The organism is Burkholderia ubonensis (assembly GCF_902833085.1).
Taxonomy (GTDB): Bacteria; Pseudomonadota; Gammaproteobacteria; order Burkholderiales; family Burkholderiaceae; genus Burkholderia; species Burkholderia ubonensis.
Window position 1 is genome coordinate 43,698 of sequence record NZ_CADFEB010000016.1, and the last position, 23,658, is coordinate 67,355.

Here is a 23,658-nt window from a genome sequence, read left to right on the forward strand (position 1 = left end):
CCGGTTAGGGCCTGTTCACGCCCCGGCCGCAAACACCGGTTCGAGTGCGCGATACAGCGCGCGAAACGTCGGGCGCCGCGCGTCGCGATACCACGCGTGGCGCGCCATGTCGGGCTCGCGCACGGCGACGACCGGCGGCTGCGGGCACACGGCGTCGAGCGGCGCATCCGGTTCGAGCGCGAGATGCGCGAGCCGCGCGGCGCCGAGCGCCGGGCCGACCTCGCCGCCCGCGCGCAGCGTCAGCGCGCGGCCGCTCAGATCGGCGAGCATCTGCGTCCAGTACGCGCTGCGCGAGCCGCCGCCGATCACGGTGATGCGCTCGGGCGCGAGCCCGGCCGCGTGCAGCGCGTCGATCCCGTCGAGCAGCGCGAAGCCGACGCCTTCGAGCGTCGCGTTCGCGAGATCCGCGCGCCGCGTGTCGGGCGTCAGACCGTAGAACACGCCCTTCGCGTTCACGTCGTTGTGCGGCGTGCGCTCGCCGCTCAGATAAGGCAGGAACCATGGGCGGTCCGCATGCGCGTTCGCCGCGGCGTCGGCGAGCAGCGCGGCGACGCCGTCGTAGCCGGCCAGTTGCGCGGTGAAATCGATGCAGCCGGCCGCGTTCAGCATCACCGACATCAGGTGCCACGTGCCGGGCAACGCATGACAGAAGCTGTGCACCGCCGATTCGGGATTCGCGCGGAAACCGTCCGACACCGCGAAATACACGCCCGACGTGCCGAGCGACAGCAGCGCATCGCCGGGCCGCACGATGCCGACGCCGACCGCGCCGGCCGCGTTGTCGCCGCCGCCGGCGACGACCGGAATCTCGCCCAGGCCGAGCGCGCGCGCGACCGCCGGCAGCAGCGTGCCGGTGACGCGATTGCCCTCGAACACCGCGGGCATCTGCGCGCGCGACAGCCCGCACGCGGCGAGCAGCGTATCGTCGTAATCGCGCTTCGCGACGTCGAGCCACAGCGTGCCCGCCGCATCCGACGGATCGGTCGCGAACGCGCCGGTCAGCCGGTAGCGCAGATAGTCCTTCGGCAGCAGTACATGTGCGATCCGCGCGAAGACGTCCGGCTCGTGCCGGCGCACCCACAGCAGTTTCGGCGCGGTGAAGCCCGGCATCGCGAGGTTGCCGGCGATCGTGCGCAACGCGGGCGCCAGCCGCTCAAGTTCCGCGCACTCCGCATCCGCGCGGCCGTCGTTCCACAGGATCGCGGGGCGCAGCACGTCGCCGTGCGCGTCGAGCAGCGTCGCGCCGTGCATCTGCCCGGTCAGGCCGAGCGCGCCGATGTTGTGCGGGTCGATGCCGGCCGCGCGCGCATCGGCGACAAGCGCCGTGAGCGCGCCGCAGGCCGCGTCCCACCAGTCGTGCGGCGCCTGTTCGGACCAGCGCGGCCGCGGCCGGCTCACGGTCAGCGGCCGGCTCGCGCTGGCCCGCACCGCGCCGTCGCGGTCGAGCAGCACGGCCTTCACGCCCGACGTGCCGAGATCGAGTCCGAGGTACATGGCGTCAGCGCAGCCCGTAGATCGCCTGGTTCACGATGTTCTCGAGCCGTTCCTGCGCGCCGCTCGCATGCTGCGGGTTCACGCCGCGCGCGAGCGCGTCGGCGGCAAGCGACTCCAGCGTGAAGGCGCCCGACAGGATTTCGCGGCCGAATGCGCTGTCCCATTGCGCGTAGCGCTGGCGGCGCAACGCGTCGAGCTTGTCGTTTTCCACCAGCACCGCCGCGCGTTCGAGCGCGAGCGCCAGCACGTCGATCGCGCCGACGTGACCGTAGAACAGGTCTTCCGGATCGACGCTCTGGCGGCGCACCTTCGCGTCGAAGTTCATGCCTCCGGTGGTAAAGCCGCCGTGGCGCAGGATCTCGTAGAACGCAAGCGTCAGTTCCTCGACGCTGTTCGGGAACTGGTCGGTGTCCCAGCCGTTCTGCGGATCGCCGCGATTCGCATCGACGCTGCCGAACACGCCGAGCGCGAACGCGTTCGCGATCTCGTGATGGAACGAGTGGCCGGCGAGCGTCGCGTGGTTCGCCTCGATGTTCACGCGAATCTCGTTCTGCAATCCGTATTGCGTGAGGAAACCGTGCACGGTCGCGACGTCGTAGTCGTACTGGTGCTTGGTCGGCTCCTGCGGCTTGGGCTCGATCAGCAGCGCGCCCTTGAAGCCGATCCGGTGCTTGTGCTCGACGACCATCGACAGGAAGCGGGCGAACTGCTCGCGCTCGCGCACGAGATCGGTATTGAGCAGCGTTTCGTAGCCTTCGCGTCCGCCCCACAGCACGTAGTTCTCGCCGCCGAGCCGGTGCGTCGCGTCGAGCGCGTGGCGCACCTGGGTGGCCGCCCAAGCGAACACCTCGGGGTTCGGGTTGGTCGCCGCGCCCGCCGCGAAGCGCGGATGCGAGAACAGGTTCGCGGTGCCCCACAGCAGCCGCACGCCCGTCGCCTGCTGACGCTCGCCGAGGTAGTCGGTCATCCGCGCGAAGTTCTCGACGTACTCGCGCAGGCCGTCGCCCTCCGGCGCGACGTCGGTGTCGTGGAACGTATAGAACGGCGTGCCGAGCTTCGTGAAGAACTCGAACGCCGCATCGGCCTTCTGCCGCGCGCGCTCGAGCGGATCGCCCGGCTGCTGCCACGGCCGCCGGAATGCGCCCTGCCCGAAGATGTCGTGGCCCGGCCATACGAACGTGTGCCAATAGCACACGGCGATCCGCAGGTGCTCCTCGAGCGTCTTGCCGAGCACCCGCTTCGTGCGGTCGTAATACCGGTAGGCAAGCGGGTTGTCCGATTGCGGACCTTCGTAGCGAATCGCGGGAATCTGTTCGAAATACGACATGGCGTCTCCGTCCGGTTTCTTGTTGCGGTGCGGCGCGCGTCGCGACGGCGCGCGCCGGATTCGATCTGGCTGGATCGTGCCCGCCCCCAACCGCGCCCGCAATTGCGAAATTGCGCAGCACGCTTAACGTTTCTTGCCAGCACGCTGCGCACGGCACGCGTTCCGTCCTACAATCGCCGACAACAGAGACGAGCACCGCGCGGCCCCGCCCGCGCGCCCGGAGACAACGGCGTGGCGCCCCGCACGGCGCGCGCCACGAGACCGAGATGACCCGCGCCCCTTCCACCCAGACGCCGCATCGCATCGCGCTGCTGTTCAACGCCAACAAGGTCTACGACCGCGAGATCATCAGCGGCATCGGCCAGTACCTGCGCTCGACGCGCGTGGTATGGGACCTGTTCCTCGAAGACGATTTCCGCTGCCGGCTCGCCGGCATCGAGCACTTCGACGGCGACGGCATCATCGCCGACTTCGACGATCCGGCCGTCGCCGACGCGCTCGCGGGCTCGCCGCTGCCGATCGTCGCGCTCGGCTCGTCGTACGAGGATCCGGCGCAGTATCCGGACGGCGTGCCGTATATCGCGACCGACAACGCGAAGCTCGTGTCGCTCGCCTACACGCACCTGATCGGCGCCGGGCTCGCGCACTTCGCGATGTACAGCCTGCCCGTCGCGCAGCAGAACCGCTGGGCGCAGCAGCGCGAGCTCGCGTTCGACCGGCTCGCGCACGCGGACGGACTCGACGCGCCGATCTACCGCGGGCTGTCGACGAGCGCATCGGGGTGGAATCACGCGATCGAGCAGCTGATCGGCTGGCTGCACGCACTGCCGAAGCCCGTCGGCGTGATCGCGGTGACCGACGCGCGCGCGCGGCACCTGCTGCAGGCATGCCTGATCGCCGGCCTCGCGGTGCCGGAACAGGTCGCGATCATCGGTATCGACAACGACCCGCTCACGCGCACGCTGACGCGCATTCCGCTGTCTTCCGTGATCCAGGGCACCGAGGAAATGGGCCGCACCGCCGCGCATCTGCTGCACCAGATGCTGCGCGGCGCGCGTTTTTCCGACCGGCGAATCCTGGTGCCGCCGGTCGGGATCAACGTGCTCGAATCGACCCGCCACCAGCCGCTCGCGAGCCCGCACGTGATGCGCGCACGCCACTTCATTCGCCAGTACGCGTGCCAGGGCATCAAGACCGAGCAGGTCGCCGACTATGTCGGCGTGTCGCGCTCGCTGCTCGAAGAGCACTTCCGGCGCGAACTGCAGCGCACCGTGCACCAGGAAATCCTGCGCCACAAGCTCGAGGCGGCGCAGGCGCTGCTCGCAAGCAGGCAGGCGTCGAGCGCCGAGGTCGCGATCCGTTGCGGGTTTACGTCGCTGCAGTACATGTACGCGGTGTTCCGGCGCGAGCTGGGGTGCACGCCGCGCGAATACCAGGACCGCGCGGTCGCCGCGCATTGAAGCCCGCCGTTCACATCGAATCCGCCCATGCACATCGATACCGATTCCCCCCGCCTGACGCCCGGCGTCGCACGTGTGCAGTCCGAGCCGTGGGGCACGCTGCCCGACGGCGACACGGTGCGGCGCTACACGCTGCGCAACGCGCACGGGATGCGCGTCGTCGTCAGCGACCTCGGCGCGACCGTCGTGTCGTGGCTCGCGCCCGACCGCACCGGACGCTTCGCCGACATCGTGCTCGCGCACGACACGCCCGCGGAGTACGTCGAATCGGGCGTCTACCTCGGCGCGACGATCGGCCGCTGGGCGAACCGGATCGCCGGCGCGCGCATCACGCTCGACGGCGTCGACTACCTGCTCGATCGCAACGAGAACGGCAATCTGCTGCACGGCGGCGCGAGCGGCTTTCATCGCCAGCGCTGGGAAGTCGTCGACGACTGCGGCGGGCTGACGCTGCGGCTCGATTCGCCCGAAGGCGACGCGGGCTTTCCGGGCAACGTGAGCGTGCAGGTTCGCTACGCGCTCGACGACGACGGCACGCTGACGATCGACTACACCGGCGTCGCCGATGCGCCGTCGCCGCTCAACCTCACGAATCACAGCTATTTCAACCTCAGCGGCCGCGCGGGCGGCGACGTGCGCGGCCACGTGCTGAGCATCGACGCCGACGCGTTCCTCGAAGTCGACGACGCGCTGATCCCGACCGGCGCCGCGGACGTGACCGGCACGGCTTTCGATTTCCGGCACAGCGCGCCGCTCGGCGCGCGCCTCGACTGGCCTCATGCGCAACTCACGCGGGCGCGCGGCTTCGATCACTGCTTCGTGCTGCGCGACGGCGCGGGTGCGGTCAGGCCGGTCGCGCGCATCTACGATCCGGAAAGCGGCCGCGAGCTGGTCGTGTCGACCGATCAGCGCGGCCTGCAGCTCTATACCGGCAACTATCTGGACGGCGTGCGCGTGAGCGGCGGCACGCGTTGCGCGCGACACGCCGCGCTATGCGTCGAAGCCGGCGGCTTTCCGGATCAGGTCAACATGGCCGGCCTGCGCGACGACGTCATCCTGCGTCCGGGCGCGCTGTATCGTCAAACGACGGCGTACCGGGTCGCGGTTCACGCGTAGCGCGCGCCGGCCGCCTTCGACACGCGCCGGCGGCCGCTGCGCGCCAAGCCCCGTGCCGCCCGTGCGCCGCCGCGCCGCGTGCCGCTCGATGATCCGCTGCAGCAGGCAGAACACGCACAGCAGCGCGCCGATCACGATCCGCGTCCACCACGAGCTCAACGTGCCGTCGAACGTGATCAGCACCTGGATCGTGCCGAGGATGCCGACGCCGAACACCGAGCCGATCACGTAGCCCACGCCGCCGGTGAGCAGCGTGCCGCCGATCACGGTCGCGGCGATCGCGTCGAGCTCCATCCCCTGCCCCTGCAGCCCATAGCCGGACAGCACGTACAGCGTGAACACCACGCCGCCGAGCGCCGAGCACAGCCCGCTCAGCGCATAGACGCCGATCTTCGTGCGCGCGACCGGCAGCCCCATCAGCAGCGCCGAGCGCTCGTTGCCGCCGATCGCATACACGTTGCGGCCGAAACGCGTGAAATGCGCGACGTAGATCGCGGCGGCCAGCGTCGCGAGCGCGATCAGCGCGCCCGCGCTCAGCGTGCCGCCGCCGATCGGCACGCTGATGCCCGCGATCGCATGAAACGTCGGCTCGTTGATCGTGATCGACTGCGTCGTGATCAGGAAGCACGCGCCGCGCGCGAGAAACATCCCGGCCAACGTGACGATGAACGGCTGCAGCCGGAAATAATGGATCAGCGCGCCCATCGCCGCGCCGTACAGCGCGCCGAACGCGAGCACGAGCGGCACGATGATCCACACCGGCCAGTGCAGCCGCTCGGCGCCGACCGCGCAGAAGATCGTCGTCAGCGCGACGACCGAGCCGACCGACAGGTCGATGCCGCCCGACACGATCACGAAGGTCATCCCGATCGCGACGATCAGCAGGAACGCGTTATCGACGAGCAGGCCGGTGAGCACCTGCATCGAGAAGAAGCCCGTGTACATCACGGACCCGAAGCCGAACAGCGCGGCGAACAGCACGATCGTCACGACGATCGGCAGCGTGCGCGGGTCGGCGAGCCGGCCAAGGAATCGGGTCATCGGGGCGTTGCTCCGTGGGTGGCGCGCGAACGCGCGGAAGGCAGCAGCCGCGACGCTTGGCGGACCACGAGCGCACGCGCCGCGTCGGACTGGATCAGCGTCACGACGATCACGACGATCGCCTTGACGACCAGCGTCGCCTCCGGCGGCACGCCGATCGAATAGGTCGTATAGGTGAGCGTCTGGATGATCAGCGCGCCGAGCACGGAGCCGGCGAGGCTGAAGCGGCCGCCGAGCAGCGACGTGCCGCCGAGCGTCACCGCGAGGATCGCGTCGAGTTCGAGCAGCAGCCCCGCGTTGTTGCCGTCGGCGCTGCGCACGTTCGAGCTCGCGAGGATGCCGGCGAGCGCCGCCATCACGCCGGAGCACAGATACACGCCGAACACGACCGCACCCGAGCGCAGCCCGACGAGCCGCGTCGCGACCGGGTTCACGCCGATCGCGCGGATAAACAGCCCGAGCGCCGTGCGGTTTACCAGCAGCGCGGTCGCGGCGATCGTCGCGAGCGCGATCCACACCGCGCACGGTACGGTCGCGAGATAGCCGCCGCCGAGCGCGAGGTAGCCGGGCGCGCCGATCGGGATGATCTGGCCGCCCGTCAGCAGTTGCGCGACGCCGCGGCCCGCCACCATCAGGATCAGCGTCGCGATGATCGGCTGCATCCCGACGAACGCGACGAGCAGGCCGTTCCACGCGCCCGCCAGCAGCCCGACGCCGAGCGCGGCCGCGAGCGCCACGCCGACCCGCGACGGATCGGCTTCGAGCACGATCGCCGCGGCCGCGCCGGCGATCGCGACGATCGCGCCGACGGAAATGTCGATCCCGCGCGTCGCGATCACGAGCGTCATCCCGAGCGACACGATCGCGAGCGGCGCCGCGCGGTTCAGGATGTCGATCGGCGCGCCGAACAGGTGGCCGTCGAGCAGCGCGATCGACAGGAAGCCCGGACGATGCGCGACGTCGAGCGCGAACAGCAGCGCGAGCGTCAGCACCGGCCACGCAAGCGGATGACGAAGCAGCGTGCGCACGCGCGTCATGGCTGGCCTCCCGCGATCAGCCGGTAAACCTGCTCCTCGGACGCGTCGGCGCCGGTCAGTTCCGCCACCTTGCGCCGGTCGCGCAGCACCGCGATCCGATGGCTCACGCGCACGACCTCGCCGATCTCCGACGAGATGAACAGGATCGCGAGCCCTTGCGCGCACAGTGCGAGCACGCGCTCCATGATGTCGAATTTCGCGGCGACGTCGATGCCGCGCGTCGGTTCGTCGAGGATCAGCAGCTTCGGGTCCGTCGCGAGCCAGCGCGCGAGCAGCACCTTCTGCTGGTTGCCGCCCGACAGCAGTCCGATCGGCTGCTCCGCGTCGCGCGCCTTGATGCCGAGCCGCGCGATATACGTGTCGGCGATCTCGCGCTGGCGCGCACGCCCGATCAGCCGCCACCAGCCGCGCCGCGCCTGCAGCGCGAGGATGATGTTCTCGCGGATCGACAGCGCGGCGACGATGCCCTCCTTCTTGCGGTCCTCCGGGCAATACGCGATCCCTTGCCGGACCGCATCGTGCGGCGAAGCCAGCCGCTTGCGCGCGCCGTCGATCTCGATCGCGCCGGTGTCGGTGCGCTCCGCGGCGAACGCGAGCCGCGCGGTTTCGGTGCGCCCCGAGCCTAGCAGTCCGGCCAGCCCGACGATCTCGCCGGGCCGCACGTCGAGATCGAGCGCGCTCATCATCCCGCGCCGGCCGACCCGCTGCATCGACAGGAACGGCACGGCCGCGCCGGCGGCGGGCACGGCGGCCGCCGCCCCCGCACGCAGCGCGTCGGACATCCGCTCGCGGCCGGTCATCTTCGCGACCAGCGCATCGACCGGCAGGTCGCGCGCCAGGTACTCGCCTTCGCGCTCGCCGTTGCGCATCACGGTGATCCGGTCGGACACCGCATAGGTCTGCTCGAGGAAATGCGTGACGAACAGGATCGCGATGCCCGACGCCTTCAGCCGGCGCAGCACGTCGAACAGCCGTGCGACCTCGCCGTCGTCGAGGCTCGACGTCGGCTCGTCGAGAATCAGCACGCGCGCGTCGACCGACACGGCGCGCGCGATCGCGACCATCTGCTGCACGGCGATCGGATAGGCGTCGAGCGAACGCGTGACGTCGAGCGACAGGTCGAGCTCGGCAAGCGCCGCGCGCGAGCGCGCATGGATCGCTTTCCAGTCGATCGCGCCGCGCCGCATCGGCTGCCGGCCCGCGAAGATGTTCTCGGCGACCGACAGGTTCGCGCACAGGTTCACTTCCTGGTAGAGCGTCCGGATGCCGGACGCCTCGGCTTCGCGCGGCGCCGCGAAGCGTACGGGCGCGCCGCCGACGCGAATCTCGCCCGCGTCGTGCGCATGCACGCCGGTGAGCACGTTGATCAGCGTCGACTTGCCCGCGCCGTTCTGGCCCATCAGCGCGTGGATCTCGCCCGGAAACAGCCGGAAGCTCACGCGCTGCAGCGCGCGAACGCCCGGAAACGCCTTGTCGATGTCGATCATCTCGACCACCGGCGGATGCGTCATGAACCCTCCCTCGAAGCGGTTGCCGTCCCGGCGGTCGCGACGCCGCGGCCCGTGCAGGACATCAGTACTTGCGGGTCGGCAGCACCTGCGCCGCGACGTTCATCGGGAACACCGTCTCGTTCGTCACGATCCGCTTGGGCAGCGGCTTGCCGGCGACGACGTCCTTCACCGCGCTCATCAGTTGCGGGCCGAGCAGCGGGCTGCATTCGACGTCGACGTTGATCTTGCCGGCGACCATCGCCTGGAAGCCGCCCTTCGTCGCGTCGAACGACACGACGCTCACGTCCTTGCCGGGCTTGATCCCGGCTTCCTCCATCGCCTGGATCGCGCCGAGCGCCATGTCGTCGTTGTGCGCGTAGACGACGTTGATCTGCTTGCCGTAGGTCTTCGCGAACGCTTCCATCACCTGCTTGCCGCCGGCGAGCGTGAAGTCGCCGCTCTGCGACGCGATCACCTTGAATTTCGGATTGCTTTTGATCACTTCGAGCAGGCCCGCGCGGCGATCGTTGGCCGGCGCCGACCCGACCGTGCCCTGCAGCTCGACGATGTTGACCGGGCCCGCGTCGTTCCTGTAGCGCTCTTCCAGCCAGTGCCCCGCGCGCCGCCCTTCCTCGAGGAAGTCCGAACCGATCATCGTCACGTACAGCGACGGGTCCTTCACGTCGACGCCGCGGTCGGTCAGGATCACCGGGATGTGCGCGGCCTTCGCTTCGGTCAGCACGGGCTCCCAGCCCGATTCGACGACCGGCGAGAACGCGATCACGTCGACCTTCTGCGCGATGAACGAGCGGATCGCGCGGATCTGGTTCTCCTGCTTCTGCTGCGCGTCCGAGAACTTCAGGTTGATGCCGGCGTCCTTCGCCGCGCCCTTCACCGACACGGTGTTCGCGGTGCGCCACGCGCTCTCCGCGCCGACCTGCGAGAACCCGAGCGTGATCGGCTTTTGCTGCGCGAACGCGCCCGGCGCGAGTACCGCCGCCGCGGCGACGATCGCACCGGCCGCCAGCTTCCAGATGAATGTCATGGTCCGTCTCCGATGATGTCGTTGTATGCCGCGGCGCTGTTCTGTTTCTGCTTGGCGCGGGCGCGGTTCGGGGCCGAGCCGGCCGGCGCGCGCGGCCGGCCCGGTATGCAGGCCCCGGATCAGTCTAGGAGCAAGTCCGATAACCTTCCAATGAAATATTGGATTGAGGCGATATCGATATCAGCATTCGTATAAACACCTAAGCCGGCGGGCGAGGATCGACGTGCGAACGCGAATCAGCTTCCGGCGGCGAGCCACTGGTCGGCCGTCGCATCGCGTGGCGCAATTGTGGAAGAATCATGTCCTATCCATCAGTACCAGGAATCGTCGATCGGACTGGTCCATGCAAACGCCCACACTGACCATCGAAATCGACCGGCAACATCAGTTGCCGATCTATCTGCAGATTTGCGAGCGGTTCAGGACCGCGATCGCCGCGGGCCACCTGCGTCCCGGCGATCGCGTCCCCGCGCTGCGCGGTCTGGCGACGCAGCTGAACACGGCACGCGGTACCGTCGAACAGGCTTACACGATCCTGGTCGACGAGGGATATCTGCAAATGCGCGGCGCGGCAGGCACGTTCGTATCGCCGTCCCTGCCGAAATCGCTGACGCGGTCGGCGCCCGCGCGACCCGACGGACACGCATGGCAAGTCGAAAACGCCGACTTGCTCCGGGCGCCGGGCATGTCGCGCGACAGTCCGCCTGCGCAGCGCCCGCAGCCCATCGCCGTCGCGATGAGCGGCGAGCCGCGCCCGTTGCAACCCGGGGTCCCTGCGCTCGACGCATTTCCGCGCAAGGTATGGCACCGGCTCGTATCGCTGCGCGCGCGCAGCGGCGAACGCACATTGCTGGGCTATCCGCATCCGGCCGGTTACCGGCCGCTGCGCGAACACATCGCCACCTATCTGGGCTTGTCGCGCGGCGTCACCTGCATGCCGGAACAGGTGTTCATCACCAGCGGCTACCGTGCCACGCTGGAACTCGTGCTGCGCAGCCTCGCGCGTCCCGACGACCGCATCTGGTTCGAGGATCCCGGCTATCTGCTCGCACGCAGCTTCCTGTCCGAGACCGGGGTGCAATTCGTCCCGGTGCCGGTGGACGCCGACGGGATCGACGTCGAACGCGGCATGCAACTGGACGCGCACGCACGCTTCGCGCTGGTGACGCCGTCGCATCAGAGCCCGCTCGGGCACACGCTGTCGCTTTCCCGGCGTATCGCATTGCTGGATTGGGCTGAAAAAACGTCGGGCTGGATCGTCGAGGACGACTACGACAGCGAGTTTCGCTATCTCGGCCGCCCGCTGCCCGCGTTGAAGAGTCTCGACCGGCGGGATCGCGTGATCTATTGCAGCACCTTCAGCAAGGCGATGTACCCCGGCTTGCGGCTTGCGTACGCGGTCGTGCCGGAGCGCGCGGTGGAGCGCGTCGAACGCGTGGCGTGCAGCATGAATGCCGGCTCGCCGACGCTGTTGCAGGCGGCCCTGGCGGATTTCATCGAGCAGGGGCACTTTGCCCGGCATCTGAAGCGCATGCGCACGCTGTACGGCGAGCGACGCACGCTGATCGTGCACGCATTACGGCAGGCGTTCGGCGAGCGGCTGATCGTCGAATTGCCGTCCGGCGGCATCCAGTTCGCGGTGCGGTTCGTCGACGGGCCCGAAGGGCCGGTCGACGACGTCGCCGTTGCCGCGCGCGCCCGCGACGCGGGGCTCGCGGTGTTGCCGCTGTCGATCTGGTACACGAACAGCCACACGCGGCAAACGCCGCGCGGCCTCATCATCGGGTTCGCGAACATCGCCGATGCGGCCGAAGCGCACCGTCACGCGCAAACGCTGCGCGCGTGCCTGGGCCGCTGACGCGCGGTACGCGGCAACCGCATGCGTCGGTGCGCGCCAGGGTCCGGATGGGTGTCCGACGGGAAACATGCGATCGCCCCGGACGGCGAGGACGTCGAAATATTTTCGCTTTTGACTTGAATCAAGATTGCCGTCTTCCGGCACTCTCACACTGCAAGCATTGGCCAGCTATGGAAAACATTGGTGTCGAAGCAAGCGACCGATGCCTGTCGTGTGGTTGCACCGCGGTTCGGCCGGCAGCAAGGAAAGGTGAAGAAGATGCGTCTCTTGCCGTTGTCACTGCTACCGATCGTCATCGCGATCGGCAGCTTCCCGTTGCTCGCTCGCGCTGAGGACGGGGAGCGTCTCGCCCAGCAGCTCTGTGCCACTTGCCACGGTGCTCGCGGACACAGCGAATCACCCATGTTCCCGCGCTTGAGCGCTCAGACACCGGAATATCTCGCCATGCAGCTCAAGGGCTTCCGCGAGCACACGCGGGGCGAGACGCATGCGCGCGCGTATATGTGGGGCATCGCGTCGCGGCTCGACGATGTGACGATCGCATCGCTTGCCGACTATTACTCGCATCAGCAGCCGGTGCATGGCAACGCAGGCGACGCCGCGCTGATGGCGCGAGGGAAGGATATTTTCGAGCATGGCGCCCCGGACCGGGGCACCCCGGCATGCGCGTCGTGCCACGGCGCGCAAGGCCAGGGTGCCGGCGTATTTCCGCGGCTTGCGGGACAACACCATAACTACTTGCTTCGGCAGATCGAGTTCTTCAAGAACGGGACGCGCGCCAATGCCCCCGTCATGACGTCCGTTGCTCACACACTGGATGCCGACGACGCCAAAGCGGTCGCCACATGGCTCGAAGCGCAGTAGTGTTGGCGACGATCCCTGCAAGGATCCGGTCAGCGCAATTCGAGCCAGATGAGAGATTCTGCGTCATTTCATGCGGTACCACGCGATGCCGCCGTTATCGAGTTTCATCTCGGCCTCGCCCCGCTGCAGCAGATAGTTCAGATGCGCAATGCTCTCACCGGTGGCCACCTCCAGTAGATCGGGATCGCGCCCTATGGGACGCGAGAACAACTGCGCAAATACGTCAACTGCTCGCCTCGGTTCCCGCAACGCCTCCCGCACGCGATTCAATGCAAGGTGCTGGCTACGCTTCAGATAGCCGAGCCGACGGTGGAGCCCGCGAAACGGCTCGTCGTGACCCGGCAAAACCAGGACATCATCGGGTATCTCCCGCCGCATCTTGTCGATTGAATCCAGCCAGCCGCCCATCGGATCGGCGTCCGGTTCGGTCGGGATGACGGAAACGTTGGGCGAAATACGCGGCAGCACCTGATCGCCCGAAATCAGCAGCTTTAATTCAGAACAATGGAAGCACGCATGCTCCGGCGAGTGCCCGGTGCCAACGACGACGCGCCACACGTGATCGCCGATGCGCAGTTCGTCGCCGTCACGCACGCGCCGATAACTGTCCGGCGGCGCGTACATATACTTGCCGAAGCCGCCGAAGCAAGTGCGGCAGACGTCGATCGCATCTTCGTCCCAGCCTGCCGTTCTATAGAAGTTCACGACGTCGTCGGGCATATCGCGACCGACATCGGCCGCGACAACGCGGCACATCAGGTATTCCGTCCGTGTCATCCAGAGCCGGCAGCCGAACTTTCGCGTCAGCCATCCTGCCAAGCCACTATGATCCGGGTGCGCGTGCGTGACGAAGACCCGTGTCAGTCCACCCTGCGCCAGCGCACCACCATCGGCGAAGAGCCCCCGCCATGCCTCTGCGGTGTCGCCGGTCTGCAGTCCGGTGTCAAAAGCCGCCCACCCGTTGCCGTCCCGCACGGCCCACAGATTGACGTGACTCATCAGGCTGAGCGGCATCGGCATACGCATCCACGACACCCCGGGCGCAACCTCGCGCGCCGCCCCTGGTACCTCCGCCTCGCCGCACGGGTAATCCAGAACGGGTCTGGTCTCAACCGGAGTGACCAGGGTGTCGTCGCTCATTTCGGTATCACCGATTGATCGATGCGTGCGGGCTGGATTCAACGTCGGGCTTTGCGGGACGTTTCCCTCGCCGCACGAGTCGATCAATGCAGTAAATCAAAGCAGCCTCTCGTCAACTTCGACCTTTCAGGCGACCGCATATTGACGTGAATCAAGAGATCAGTCCATCGAGCTATCGAGACGGCGCCGAAGCAAACCAGTAGTGCCGGGGTCGCGTGAGCACGCGCCCTCGTCAATTGAAATGCGCATCCGCCCGCAACGCATCATGCAATGCGTTGCGGGCGGATGGCGGATGGCACGTCGCCGCGCTCAGGCCTTCAGCACCCCGAAGATCTCGCCCAGCATCGACTTCGCGTCGCCGAACAACATACGGTTGTTGTCCTTGTAAAAGAGCGGGTTGTCCACGCCGGCATAGCCCGAGGCCATGCTGCGCTTCATCACGATCGAGGTCTTCGCCTTCCACACTTCCAGCACCGGCATGCCGGCGATCGGGCTCGCCGGGTCGTCCTGCGCCGCCGGGTTCACGATGTCGTTCGCGCCGATCACCATCGACACGTCGGCCTCGGGGAAGTCGCCGTTGATCTCGTCCATCTCGAGCACGATGTCGTACGGCACCTTGGCTTCGGCCAGCAGCACGTTCATGTGCCCCGGCATGCGGCCTGCCACCGGGTGAATCGCAAAGCGCACGTCGACGCCCTTTTCGCGCAGCAGCTTCGTGAGTTCGAACACCGTGTGCTGGGCCTGTGCAACGGCCATCCCATAGCCGGGTACGATGATCACGCGCTTCGCTTCGCGCAGCAGCTCGGCCGTCTCCGCCGCGCTCACCGCGACCGCCTCGCCGGCCGGCTGCGCGCCGCCGCCCGCTGCCGCCGGTGCGCCCGCGCCGCTGCCGAAGCCGCCGGCGATCACGCTGATGAAGTTGCGGTTCATCGCGCGGCACATGATGTACGACAGGATCGCACCGGACGAGCCCACCAGCGCGCCGATCACGATCAGCAGGTCGTTGCCGAGCATGAAGCCGGTGGCCGCCGCCGCCCAGCCCGAGTAGCTGTTGAGCATCGACACCACGACCGGCATGTCGGCGCCGCCGATCGCCATCACCATGTGCACGCCGAACAGCAGCGAGATCACCGTCATCACGACGAGCGGCGTCATGCCGTCCTGAATGCTCTCCGCATGCAGGAACGTGCGGCCATAGGCGATCACCACCAGCAGCGCGGCCAGGTTGAGCCAGTGCCGCGCCGGCAGCAGCAGCGGCTTGCCGCCGATCTTGCCCGACAGCTTGCCGAACGCGACGACCGAGCCCGCGAAGGTCACCGCGCCGATCAGGATGCCGACGTAGATCTCGACTTCGTGGATGGCCTTCTCGGCGCCGGTGAACTGCACCGACGTATCGATGTAGCTGGCGAAGCCCACCAGGCAGGCCGCGAGGCCGACCAGGCTGTGCATCAGCGCCACCAGCTCGGGCATCTGCGTCATCTGCACCTTCTTCGCGGCGATGAGGCCGACGGCGCCGCCGACGACCAGCGCAGCGACGACGTACGGAATGCCCTCGGCCGACACGCGCGGACCGAGCACGGTGGCGAGCACGGCGATCAGCATCCCGATCATGCCGAGCAGGTTGCCGCGCCGCGCGGTCTCGGGATTGGCGAGCCCGCCGAGGCTGAGGATGAAGAGGATGGCCGCGCCGATGTAGGAGACGGTAGTCAGGTTGGAAGTCATGGTTGTCGTCCCCTTATTTGCGGAACATCGCCAGCATGCGCCGCGTGACCGCGAAGCCGCCGAACATGTTGACGGCCGTGAGCGTCAGCGCGCCCACCGCCAGGCCCAGGATCAGCCCCGACGGCCGGTCGCCCGCGCCGCCTGCCAGTTCGCCCAGCGGAGGCGCGACCTGCACCAGCGCACCGATCGCGATGATCGACGAGATCGCGTTGGTCACGCTCATCAGCGGCGTGTGCAGCGACGGCGTGACGTTCCAGATCACCATGTAGCCGACGAAGCAGGCCAGCACGAACACCGTGAAGTGCGACAGGAAGCTGGACGGCGCGTACTGGCCGACCAGCAGGAACGCCAGCGCGCCGAGGCCGAACACGACGGCCAGCGCCTTGGCCGACATCGGCTCGCCGCTGTGGCCGTGACCTTTGGACTTCGCCGGCGCGGCTGCCGCGGGCGCGGCCGCCTGGGGCTTGGGCGCGACGGCCGCCTGCTTGATCGGCGGCGGCGGCCACGTGACGTTGCCTTCCTTGATCACGGTGAGGCCGCGGATCGCATCGTCGTCGAAGTCGACGTTGATCGTGCCGTCCTTGGCCTTGCACAGCTCCTCGATCACGCGCAGCAGGTTGGTCGCATACAGCGTCGACGACTGCCGCGACAGGCGCGATGCGAGATCCGTATAGCCGACGATCGTCACGCCGTGGCGCACCACCGCCTCGCCGGGCACCGTGAGCTCGCAGTTGCCGCCTTGCTCGGCCGCCATGTCCACGATCACGCTGCCGGGCTTCATCGACTGCACCATCTCGGCGGTGATCAGCTTCGGCGCCGGCTTGCCGGGAATCAGCGCGGTGGTGATGATGATGTCGGCGTCCTTGGCCTGCTGCGCGTACATCGCGCGCTGCGCCTGCTGGAAGCCTTCGCTCATCACCTTCGCGTAGCCGCCGCCGCCCGAGCCTTCTTCCTCGTAGTCGACCTTGACGAACTCGCCGCCCAGCGACTTGACCTGATCGGCCACTTCGGCGCGCGTGTCGTTGGCGCGCACGATCGCGCCGAGACTGGCCGCGGTGCCGATCGCAGCCAGCCCCGCCACGCCGGCACCGGCGATGAAGACCTTGGCCGGCGGAACCTTGCCGGCGGCGGTGACCTGGCCGTTCAGGAAGCGGCCGAACGCATGCGCGGCCTCGATCACCGCGCGGTAGCCGCTGATGCCGGCCATCGACGTGAGCGCATCCATCTTCTGGGCACGCGACAAGGTGCGCGGCAGCGAATCGATCGCCAGCACCGTGGCCCGCTTGGCGGCCAGCTGCTGCATCAGCTCGGGGTTCTGCGCGGGCCAGACGAAGCCGATCAGCGTGCCGCCGTCGCGCATCAGCGCCACTTCGTCGCTGCTCGGGGGGCGCACCTTGAACACGATGTCGCTGCCGGACCAAAGTTCGGCGGCTGAAGCCACGACCTCGGCGCCGGCCGCGTGATAGGCGGCGTCGTCAAAATTCGCGCCGGCACCGGCGCCGCTTTGGACGGCCACCGAAAACCCCAGCTTGATCAGTTTCTCGACCACCTCGGGCACGCTCGCCACGCGCCGTTCCCCGGTGGTTGTCTCCAGAGGAATTCCAATCCGTAATGTCATATCGTGAATTGTCGGTTGAGGCCGTCGCAAGAATCCGGGCCTTCGTTTCAAGTTACCGGACTCGAAATGGTCGACGAGGATGATCTCGCTCTCGCGCCGTGCCAACCGGATCAGAGGTGCCAAGCATATCGAGTGTCGGACTCTTCCTGAAATTTATCTTTTGAATCGATCGGCATTCAATTCGTGAATCCCCTTCCGGGTTGCGCATGACCTGCGGCGCGACCGCGATCGGGTCATGGGCGCAACTGAAGTCCGGCATGCCCATTCCCATGTAGTAACCGTCACAAGAATCTCACGCCGGACCGTCACCCTACCAGATTCGAGTGTGGCCGTTGTGTCGTGCGCCCGGAATAGCGTTAAAACCCGATCGACAGGCCACCGCACACGAACAACGTTTGTCCCGTGACGAAGCTCGCCTGCGGCGAAGTGACGAACGCGACGGCACAAGCCACGTCTTCCGCGGGTCGCGATTCAGAGCCGTGGTGACTTGTGCTTCCGTCCACGCACAACCCATCTTCACGAACGCTTCACGCCGCCAGTCCCGCCGATGAAGCGTCCGCGATATCCGGGTTGAACCGCGTCGTGCAGTTCAGGTCGAGTGCGCGTATCTGCTCGGTCATGAAGTCGACGAAGGTCCGAATGCGCGTCGGAAGATGTTGCCGGCTGAGATAGCAGATATAGTGGCCGCGATCTTCCGGCACATGGTTCGCCAGCGCGACAACGAGTTCGTTCGATGCGACGTGGTCGCGTATCTGATAACCCGCCATCTGCGCAATGCCCGATCCGTTCAGAACCGCGCGCAACACCAGATCCGCGTCGTTGAACGTGAGGCGGGCCGTCGGCAGGTACTTTTGCACGCGGCCGTCGACGTTGAATTCCCATTCGAATACGCGACCGCCGGCAAAACGGAAATTGATGCACTCGTGCCGGCCCAATTCCTCCAGGCTCTGCGGGAGGCCATACCTGGCCACATACGACGGCGCCGCGCAGAGCGCCATCTGCATCGGAACCAGTTGCCGGGCAATGATGCTGGAGTCCTCGATGCGTCCGATCAGGTTCTCGCGAGCCACTGGTCGAGACCGATGCGGCCGAGCCGCGCAGGCCCGAGCGGCACCAGCGATTTTTCCTCGACGCGGCCGCCGTAGTAGCGGGCGTCGCGATCGGTCACCACCGCGCGCGTGTCGCCGATCGACTTCAGATAGCGCGCGACGATCTCCGCGAACGGTGCGCGATCCGGGCCCGCGATCTCGACCGTGCCGTTCAGCGGCCCGGCAAGCGCGATCTGCGCGACGAGCACCGCGACGTCTTCCGCGGCGATCGGCTGGAACAGTCCGTCGCCGATGCGGACCGTGCCGCCCTCCGTGCCGAAATCCGCGATACCGCCGATGAACTCCATGAATTGCGTGGCACGCACGATCGTGTACGGCACGCCCGCCGCTTCGATCGCCTGCTCCTGCGCGACCTTGGCCGCGAAATAACCGTTCTCCGGCATCCGGTCGCAGCCGACGATCGACAGCGCGACGTGATGGCGCACGCCGGCAGCCACTTCGGCCTTGCCGAGATTGCGTGCCGACGTGCGGAAGAAGTCCAGCACCGCCTGCGGTTCCCATGACGGCGCATTCGCCAGGTCCACGACGACGTCCGCGTCCGTCAATGCGTCGGTCAGGCCTTCGCCCGTGATGGTATTGACGCCGGTGCGCGGCGAGGCGGCAAGCGCCTGATGGCCCGCTTCGCCGAGCAGCGTGACCACACGCGAGCCGATCAGGCCCGAACCGCCTATGACAACGATCTTCATCGCAAAATCTCCTGACGAAAGGATTTCATTGAACGCGCGACGCATGTGACGGGCGCCGTATCCGATCAAGGCGGTCATGGCCGTCGCATCGCGTGATGCCATTGTGGAAGAATCATGTCCTATCCATCAGTGCCAAGAATCGTCGATCGGACTGGTCCATGCCGTGTCTGTTCGCGTCGCTCACGAGACCGTGTCAGGGTCCGGATTGGTGTCCAACGGGAAACATGCAATCGCCCCGGACGGCCATACCGCCGCCATTAGCACTCCTCTAGCATGGAGGCGTCTTTCCCCTGTAGTCGAACTATGAATCGGGCTGCACCGGAAGATTGCCGTACTCCTCAACGATCGTTCGCTCCGCACCATTTCTCGAAGACGCCGTCTGTCCGGGCAGTGCGGCCCCGCGTCTCTGAATTCGAGCACGCATCATGGATCACAAGAAGCTGCAGGCCCCTCCGCTTTCCCTCCTCGACAGGTATCGGGGCCGGGATTTTCAACCTCTTTATACGACGACCGTCACCGTGTCCGGCGGCGAGACGGGGCACGGCCGCGCATCGGGCGTCGCGAGATCCGACGACGGTCATCTCGTCCTTGATCTGCGATTGCCCGCCGAACTCGGCGGCCCGGGCGGCGGCACCAATCCCGAGCAGCTCTTTGCCGCCGGCTACGCCGCGTGCTTTCACGGCGCGCTGAGCCTGCTGGCACAACGCGCGCAGATCGACATCGGAAAGACGACCGTGGCCGTCGAAGTATCGTTCGGTCGTGATCCGGTCGATGGTGGATATGCGCTGATTGCCAACGTCACCGTCCGCATGCCGGGTGTCGACCCGCATGTCGCGGAAGGCCTTGTCCGAGACACGGAACGCCTGTGCCCCTATACGAAGATGGCCCGGCAGGGAATCTGCAGTGTCATCGTCGTATCGGCCTGATTGCACGTCGACGATGCGCAGTCGACCGCCGCACCGGCCAGGCGATTGGTGCCGAAGAGACAACACAGTGCGCACGTCCCCGGCACTACTGGCCCTCGAGGCCCGCGATTACGATGGTTGCCAGGCCGGTCCTGCGGTGAATCGTTATGCGCAGGACCGGTAGTACCTCTTCCACTGTTCAGGAGAACGGATCATGACGCAACGTATCAACTACTTTCAGCAATCGCCGGAACTGACCAAAAAGCTCGTCGGGCTGGACGGGTTGTTTCAGAAAACGACGATCGAGGCGCCGGTCCGCGAGCTCGTCGAGATTCGGGCATCGCAGCTCAATGGCTGCGCGTTCTGCGTCGACATGCACATCAAGATGGCAAAAATCCACGGTGAGCGCGAACTGCGCCTTCATCACGTCGCGATCTGGCGCGAGTCGACGCTGTTTTCGCCGCGCGAGCGTGCCGCGCTGGAATGGACCGACGCACTGACCCACCTCCCCTCGCATGGCGTGCCGGACGACCTGTACGAACGCGTGCGGGCACACTATTCAGAGAAGGAACTGTCGGATCTCACCGTCCTCGTGGGCGCAATCAATAGCTGGAACCGGCTGAATGTCGCATTCCGCATCGTGCCCGGCTCGTTCGACAAGATGTTCGGGCTCGACAAGGCGAACCTGGAGTAACGACATGAAACGCATCATGCTGGTTCTTGCGCCGCTGGTATCGTCGCTGCTGATGGTCGTTCAACCGGCCGCCGCCGCACCGCAAGCCAAGGTCACGCCGCTGACCACCGAGCCATTGGCCGAGTATCCGGGCAAGGAAGTCCAGATGATCGTCGTGGATTATCCGCCCGGCAGCGTCGATCCCGTTCATCGTCACGATGCGCACGCATTCGTCTACGTGCTCGACGGCAGTATCGTGATGGGCCTGAACGGCGGCAAGGAGGTCACGCTCCACGCTGGCGACACGTTCCACGAAGGCCCGGAAGACGTGCACACGGTCGGACGAAATGCGAGCAGCACAAAGCCCGCGAAGTTCGTCGTGTTCCTGATCAAGAACAAGGGTGCGCCGGTCCTCACGCCCGTGAAGTAGGGCCACCGTTGTCGAGGCCCGGCAACGCCGGGCCGCCTGCGTGACACCGCGAACACTAAAAAAACACTGAAAAGTCGCGGCTCGCCCCGGATTCCAGCGCACCTCGCCGCACCATCCGGGCAATCATCACAATTCTTTTAACTTTCCGTGAGGACTTCGACACCGGTCCGTCCCTACGCTGTGCGCATGTTTCCAGGACCCGCCCCCAGGAGCCCATCATGCACACCCGCAGACGCTTTCTGTTCGCCGGCGCCACCGGTCTCGCGGCGCTCGCCGCGCTGACCTCCGCGGGCCGCCGCGCGCTGTTGCGCAGCGCCGTCGCCGCTCCGGCCGCCGGCGGCTTCGAAGTCACCCGCAGCGACGCCGAATGGCATCGGCTGCTGACGCCCGCCCAGTACGAGATCCTGCGCGAAGCCGGCACCGAGCGGCCGTACAGCAGCCCGCTGAACGACGAGCACCGGCCCGGCACGTTCGCGTGCGCGGGCTGCCAGCTCCCGCTGTTCTCGTCGACGACGAAATTCGACAGCCATACCGGCTGGCCGAGCTTCTGGGCGCCGCTCGATCACGCGGTCATCACGAAGACCGACCTGTCGTTCGGGATGATCCGTACCGAAGTGCTGTGCCGCCGCTGCGGCGGCCACCTCGGCCACGTGTTCGACGACGGGCCGAAGCCGACCGGGCTGCGCTACTGCATGAACGGCCTCGCGCTCGCGTTCCACCCGACCCCGGCCTGATCCCGCCCCGAAACCCCACGGAGACTGCCTCATGCTGCTCATCGTCCTCGCCTATCTCGGCGGCGTGCTCACGATCCTGAGCCCGTGCATCCTGCCCGTGCTGCCGTTCGTGTTCGCGCGCGCCGACCAGCCGTTCACGCGCTCCGGCCTGCCGCTCCTCGTCGGCATGGCGCTCACGTTCGCCGTCGTCGCAACGCTGGCCGCCGTCGGCGGCGGCTGGGCCGCGCAGGCCAACCAGGCCGGCCGCTGGGCCGCCCTCGCGCTGCTCGCGGTGTTCGGGCTGACGCTGCTGATGCCGCGGCTCGCGGAACACCTGACCCGCCCGCTCGTCGCCGCCGGCAACCGGCTCACCGGGCTCGCGCAGCGCGACGGCCGCCCGGCCGGCCCCGGCTCGTCGCTCCTGCTCGGCATCGCGACCGGCCTGCTGTGGGCGCCGTGCGCCGGGCCGATCCTCGGGCTCGTGCTGACCGGCGCCGCGCTGCACGGCGCGAACGTCGGCACGACGCTGCTGCTCGTCGCGTATGCGGCCGGCGCGGCGACGTCGCTCGGCGTCGCGCTCGTGATCGGCGGCAAGGTGTTCGCCGCGATGAAGCGCTCGCTCGGCGCCGGCGAATGGATCAAGCGCGGGATCGGCGCCGCGCTGCTGGCCGGGGTCGGCGCGATCGCGCTCGGCCTCGATACGGGCGCACTGGCGCAGCTGTCGACGGTCACCACGGCCGGCCTCGAAACGAAACTCGTCGACCGCCTCTCGGGGCGCGTGCCGGCCGCGCAACCGGCGATGGCCGCGACGGGCGCCGCGGGCGACACGACGACCGCCGCAGGCGCGCCCGCGCAGCCGGACGGCGCGATGATGCAGGCCGCGGACACGTCGCCGCAACCGGCCGTGCAGGCGATGCGCGCCGCCGCACCGGCCGCGCTGCCGGTCGAAGGCACGCTGCCGCCGCTCGACGGCGCGGTGCAGTGGCTGAACTCGCCGCCGCTCACCACCGCCGGCCTGCGCGGCAAGGTCGTGCTCGTCGACTTCTGGACCTATTCGTGCATCAACTGCCTGCGCACGCTGCCGTACATCAATGCGTGGGCGCGCAAGTACGCGCCTTACGGGCTCGTCGTGATCGGCGTGCACGCGCCGGAATTCGCGTTCGAGCGCGACATCGGCAACGTGCGGAAGGCCGTCCATGATCTGGGCATCGGCTATCCGGTCGCGATCGACAACAACTATGCGATCTGGCGCGCGTTCGGCAACGAATACTGGCCGGCGCACTACTTCGTCGACGCGCAGGGCCGAATCCGCCGCCACCACTTCGGCGAAGGCGAGTACGCGGAATCGGAGCGGGCGATCCAGGCGCTGCTCGCCGAAGCGGGTCGTCCCGACGCGCTGAAGGTGCCGGTCGGGCTTGCCGGCGCACCCGCGCAAGGCGCGCAGGCCGCCGCCGACAACGCGGACGTCCGGTCTCCCGAAACCTACGTCGGCTATGCGCGCGCGGCGGATTTCGCGTCGCCCGGCGGCGTGGTGCGCGACGCCGCGCATCGCTACGACGCGCCGGCCCGGCCCGGCCTGAACGGCTGGGGCCTCGCCGGCACGTGGAAGGTCGGCGCGGAGGACGCGGCGCTCGCGGCGCCGGCCGGCCGGATCGTCTATCGCTTTCATGCGCGCGACCTGCACCTCGTGCTCGGGCCCGACGCGGACGGCCGGCCGGTGCGCTTCCGGGTCACGCTCGACGGCGCGGCGCCCGGCGACGCGCACGGCGCGGACGTGGACGCGCGCGGCTACGGCACCGTGACCGGACAGCGGCTGTATCAGCTCGTCCGCCAGGCCGGCCCGATCGCGGACCGCACGTTCTCGATCGAGTTTCTCGACCCGGGCGTGCGCGCGTATTCGTTCACGTTCGGCTGAGCACCGGCGGACTTC

18 protein-coding genes and 3 pseudogenes are annotated in these 23,658 nt (G+C 67.8%); 9 read left to right on the forward strand and 12 right to left on the reverse strand.

Annotation, left to right across the window (positions count from 1 at the left end; translation table 11 throughout):
• Positions 1 to 15 precede the first annotated feature (15 nt).
• Positions 16 to 1,494 (reverse strand): xylulokinase, encoded by a 1,479-nt coding sequence (gene xylB / locus HWX31_RS34070; RefSeq protein ID WP_174961590.1) that lies wholly within the window; start codon positions 1,492 to 1,494, stop codon positions 16 to 18.
• 4 nt (positions 1,495 to 1,498) lie between these two features.
• On the reverse strand, positions 1,499 to 2,821 hold the full coding sequence (gene xylA, locus HWX31_RS34075) for a xylose isomerase (protein ID WP_174961588.1): 1,323 nt from the start codon (positions 2,819 to 2,821) through the stop codon (positions 1,499 to 1,501).
• Between the two features lie 266 nt (positions 2,822 to 3,087).
• Between xylA and HWX31_RS34080 the strand changes: the two genes are divergently transcribed.
• Both HWX31_RS34080 and HWX31_RS34085 read left to right on the forward strand, forming a co-directional pair.
• A complete protein-coding gene (locus HWX31_RS34080) occupies positions 3,088 to 4,281 on the forward strand; it encodes a XylR family transcriptional regulator (RefSeq protein WP_059616213.1) in 1,194 nt (397 codons plus the stop codon).
• 150 nt (positions 4,282 to 4,431) lie between these two features.
• Positions 4,432 to 5,325: pseudogene (locus tag HWX31_RS34085) on the forward strand (aldose epimerase family protein); the annotation flags it as partial.
• On the opposite strand, the gene yjfF reads toward HWX31_RS34085, so the two are convergent.
• The 4 genes from yjfF to HWX31_RS34105 form a co-directional block, all read right to left on the reverse strand.
• Entirely contained in the window at positions 5,272 to 6,438 is a 1,167-nt protein-coding gene (gene yjfF, locus HWX31_RS34090) for a galactofuranose ABC transporter, permease protein YjfF (protein WP_244143925.1), read from the reverse strand. The pseudogene HWX31_RS34085 and the gene yjfF overlap by 54 nt on opposite strands.
• Positions 6,435 to 7,475, reverse strand: coding sequence for an ABC transporter permease (locus HWX31_RS34095; RefSeq protein WP_174961584.1), 1,041 nt, complete (start codon positions 7,473 to 7,475; stop codon positions 6,435 to 6,437). The genes yjfF and HWX31_RS34095 overlap by 4 nt, the downstream gene beginning before the upstream one ends.
• Positions 7,472 to 8,986, reverse strand: coding sequence for a sugar ABC transporter ATP-binding protein (locus HWX31_RS34100; protein WP_174961582.1), 1,515 nt, complete (start codon positions 8,984 to 8,986; stop codon positions 7,472 to 7,474). Before HWX31_RS34100 ends, HWX31_RS34095 begins: the two co-directional genes overlap by 4 nt.
• Positions 8,987 to 9,047: 61 nt before the next feature.
• Positions 9,048 to 10,010 (reverse strand): ABC transporter substrate-binding protein, encoded by a 963-nt coding sequence (locus tag HWX31_RS34105; protein ID WP_174961580.1) that lies wholly within the window; start codon positions 10,008 to 10,010, stop codon positions 9,048 to 9,050.
• Positions 10,011 to 10,353: 343 nt separating this feature from the next.
• Between HWX31_RS34105 and pdxR the strand changes: the two genes are divergently transcribed.
• Complete coding sequence (pdxR, locus tag HWX31_RS34110; RefSeq protein WP_174961578.1) at positions 10,354 to 11,868, forward strand: MocR-like pyridoxine biosynthesis transcription factor PdxR; 1,515 nt, start codon at positions 10,354 to 10,356, stop codon at positions 11,866 to 11,868.
• A gap of 258 nt (positions 11,869 to 12,126) precedes the next feature.
• A complete protein-coding gene (locus HWX31_RS34115; protein ID WP_080403647.1) occupies positions 12,127 to 12,732 on the forward strand; it encodes a c-type cytochrome in 606 nt (201 codons plus the stop codon).
• 63 nt (positions 12,733 to 12,795) lie between these two features.
• On the opposite strand, the gene HWX31_RS34120 is transcribed toward HWX31_RS34115, so the two are convergent.
• The 6 genes and pseudogenes from HWX31_RS34120 to HWX31_RS34145 form a co-directional block, all read right to left on the reverse strand.
• On the reverse strand, positions 12,796 to 13,872 hold the full coding sequence (locus HWX31_RS34120) for an MBL fold metallo-hydrolase (RefSeq protein WP_174961576.1): 1,077 nt from the start codon (positions 13,870 to 13,872) through the stop codon (positions 12,796 to 12,798).
• A 309-nt stretch (positions 13,873 to 14,181) separates the two neighbouring features.
• Entirely contained in the window at positions 14,182 to 15,594 is a 1,413-nt protein-coding gene (gene pntB / locus HWX31_RS34125) for a Re/Si-specific NAD(P)(+) transhydrogenase subunit beta (RefSeq protein WP_174961574.1), read from the reverse strand.
• A gap of 13 nt (positions 15,595 to 15,607) precedes the next feature.
• Positions 15,608 to 17,212, reverse strand: a complete 1,605-nt coding sequence (locus tag HWX31_RS34130; RefSeq protein WP_174961572.1) for a Re/Si-specific NAD(P)(+) transhydrogenase subunit alpha — start codon at positions 17,210 to 17,212, stop codon at positions 15,608 to 15,610.
• Positions 17,213 to 17,568: 356 nt separating this feature from the next.
• A pseudogene (locus HWX31_RS34135) lies at positions 17,569 to 17,673 on the reverse strand (SDR family oxidoreductase); the annotation flags it as partial.
• Positions 17,674 to 17,739: 66 nt separating this feature from the next.
• Positions 17,740 to 18,261, reverse strand: a pseudogene (locus tag HWX31_RS34140) (substrate binding domain-containing protein); the annotation flags it as partial.
• Between the two features lie 2 nt (positions 18,262 to 18,263).
• Positions 18,264 to 19,007 (reverse strand): SDR family oxidoreductase, encoded by a 744-nt coding sequence (locus tag HWX31_RS34145; RefSeq protein WP_174961568.1) that lies wholly within the window; start codon positions 19,005 to 19,007, stop codon positions 18,264 to 18,266.
• Positions 19,008 to 19,432: 425 nt separating this feature from the next.
• On the opposite strand from HWX31_RS34145, the gene HWX31_RS34150 reads away from it, so the two are divergent.
• The 5 genes from HWX31_RS34150 to HWX31_RS34170 all read left to right on the forward strand — a co-directional run bounded on the left by HWX31_RS34150 (position 19,433) and on the right by HWX31_RS34170 (position 23,643).
• A complete protein-coding gene (locus HWX31_RS34150; protein ID WP_174961566.1) occupies positions 19,433 to 19,933 on the forward strand; it encodes an Ohr family peroxiredoxin in 501 nt (166 codons plus the stop codon).
• Between the two features lie 193 nt (positions 19,934 to 20,126).
• The gene (locus HWX31_RS34155; protein ID WP_174961564.1) at positions 20,127 to 20,606 is read left to right on the forward strand and encodes a carboxymuconolactone decarboxylase family protein; all 480 of its coding nucleotides are present in this window, start codon (positions 20,127 to 20,129) and stop codon (positions 20,604 to 20,606) included.
• Positions 20,607 to 20,610: 4 nt separating this feature from the next.
• Positions 20,611 to 21,015 carry a cupin domain-containing protein gene (locus HWX31_RS34160; RefSeq protein ID WP_174961562.1) on the forward strand — a complete coding sequence of 135 codons (405 nt, stop codon included), beginning with the start codon at positions 20,611 to 20,613 and terminating at the stop codon, positions 21,013 to 21,015.
• Positions 21,016 to 21,233: 218 nt separating this feature from the next.
• On the forward strand, positions 21,234 to 21,749 hold the full coding sequence (gene msrB / locus HWX31_RS34165) for a peptide-methionine (R)-S-oxide reductase MsrB (RefSeq protein ID WP_059586653.1): 516 nt from the start codon (positions 21,234 to 21,236) through the stop codon (positions 21,747 to 21,749).
• Positions 21,750 to 21,780: 31 nt separating this feature from the next.
• Entirely contained in the window at positions 21,781 to 23,643 is a 1,863-nt protein-coding gene (locus tag HWX31_RS34170; protein WP_174961560.1) for a cytochrome c biogenesis protein DipZ, read from the forward strand.
• The last annotated feature ends 15 nt before the right edge of the window (positions 23,644 to 23,658 follow it).